1 protein-coding gene is annotated in these 2,006 nt (G+C 68.4%); it reads right to left on the bottom strand.

The window, feature by feature from the left end; genetic code table 11:
- Positions 1-1,988: lonely Cys domain-containing protein (locus ACWCPY_RS43205; RefSeq protein WP_451274672.1), on the bottom strand; the 1,988-nt coding region annotated here is incomplete at its 3' end.
- Between the last annotated feature and the right edge of the window lie 18 nt (positions 1,989-2,006).

Below are 2,006 nucleotides of genomic sequence, written 5' to 3'. Positions count from 1 at the left end.
TCGGCGTCGGTCACGGTCAGACCGTCGGGGCTGTTGTAGTGGACCACACGTCGGCCGGTTCGGTCCGCGATCGCGTGGGCCAGTGCCACCCGCCCAGCGGGATCACCCGAGACCAGGAGCACGATGGTCACCCACGGTACGTAGAACGCGGGGTCCGCGGTCAGAAGCTCGGCGACTTCGTCGAAGGACACCCGGTGCCGGACCCCGTTCGGCTCGGCCAGGTCGGCATAGTCGCGGCCGACCGCAGCGACCAGAAAAGAGTGTTCTCCCAGCGCGGTAGCGTCCAGGTGCAGTTTGTTGATCGGCCTGCTGGTGAAGTTGCGGCCCCAGGTTTTGGGGTGGGTGCTTCGGGTGAGGGTGGCGGCGGAGAGGAGTTGGGTGGTGGTCTCGAGATGGTGGGCGGCCCAGGCGGCGGGTCCGGTTCCGGTACGGCCGGCGGCGATCGCGTGGGCCACCAGAACCCGGACGGTGTTTCGCCGTTGCGGGGTGACTGGTTGGGTTTCGTCCAGGTGGAGCACGTGCCGCACGAGGTCATCCGTGAGCCCGCCCCAGGCGCCGAGGGCGTCTTCTGCGCGCACCAGTGACCAGAAGGCCAGGGTGCGCCGGTCGTCCTCGGTGACCGGCCCGATCACAGGACCATTGACCAGTCTGGCGGAATTCACGTTGCGCAGAACGGCATCCGTCGCGGATGCGCTGGCGCGGGCCCATACCTGATGGAGTGCTTGGACCGCGGGCAGGGGCAGGTGCGCGGTGAGCGGGAAGAACTGACCGCCGTCGGCGGAGGCCTGGGCCCACCCCTGGGCGTATGCGAGCAATACGCGGTGCGCATCGGCATCAGCCTCGGCGTCGACCGCAAGTGCCGGCTGGCCGGTGGCTCGGCGGAGCTGTTGTGCGGCGTGCTGGAAGAAGGCGAGGGTGAAGGGGCCGGTTCCGTCAAAGACAGGGTCTGCTTGACGAAGCCGTTCCAGGGCTCCGACACCGGCCACGAGGAGCGGGTCGAGTTCGGCGGTGGGGCCGAAGACCTGCCGCAGAGCCCGCACCAGACGGGCAGCCTGATCGGCGGCGAGGCCCATGGCGCGTGCCAGCTCTTCCAGCGCCTCGCCCTCCGGCTCCGGCCGGAACTCCTTCCACCGACCCAGCCCACCCCGGCTGTCGGCGGCGATGTACAGCTTGCGCTTTGCCGGGCCCGATACGCCCATGCCCAAGTTGTAGGTGGGGGCGTAGAGAGGTGCGCCGGCTTCGGTGGCCAGGATCTGGCCAGATTCGCCGGTGGCCAGCGGGTCCACGGCCCCTTGCGGCACGGATCCCACACGGCAACGTGCGGCAAGGATGGGCACGGGGCGGCCTTGGGCCTCTTCGCGCAGTCTGTTCAGGCTGGGACGCCGTTTGAGGTAGCCGCCCGCGGACCGCGGCGTCCCCCACAGCTCCTTGACCTCTCCATTGATCCGCGCCAGCCACAAGAAGCGGCCGTACTCGTCGGTGTGCCCGGCGAAGACGTACATCCGCGTGCCCGGATCCGCGTCCGCCCACAGCGTGGGCATTGTCCCCACCGGGGCGAAACCCGCATAGGCTGGATCCGAGTGGTACATAAAGCGCGCGGATAGCAGCTGGGAAATGTAGTCGACCGCCTCGGCGGCTACCTGTTCAATTTCGCTGACGATGGAGCGGCCGATAGACTCGCCTGTTACGGGGTGGATGACGGAGTAAGTGATCAGTTCCTGGTCGAGCACCCAGAGGCGTTTGCCGTCCTCCATGGTGTAGAGCCACTGGCCACTGCTCGACGGTTCCGTCCCTGGCGGGGGCAGCAGTCCGGGCGGGCTGACCATCCACTGCCCCACCGGCTGCTTACCCGGGTCATCGTCGAACCGGGCCGGGTAAGTCATGCCGGTCTCCTCGTCGAACGACACTCCCGCGCGGCCGGTGGACGTCCACACGGGTTCGCCGATGGCATTGGCCACGGTCCGTGCCAGCTCCAGCGCCAGATCCATTCGGTGAGGGGTGAGCAG

Source organism: Streptomyces sp. NPDC002403 (assembly GCF_053593015.1).
The sequence above is the reverse complement of the archived record's forward strand: the minus strand, read 5'-3'. Positions and strand labels throughout refer to the sequence as shown.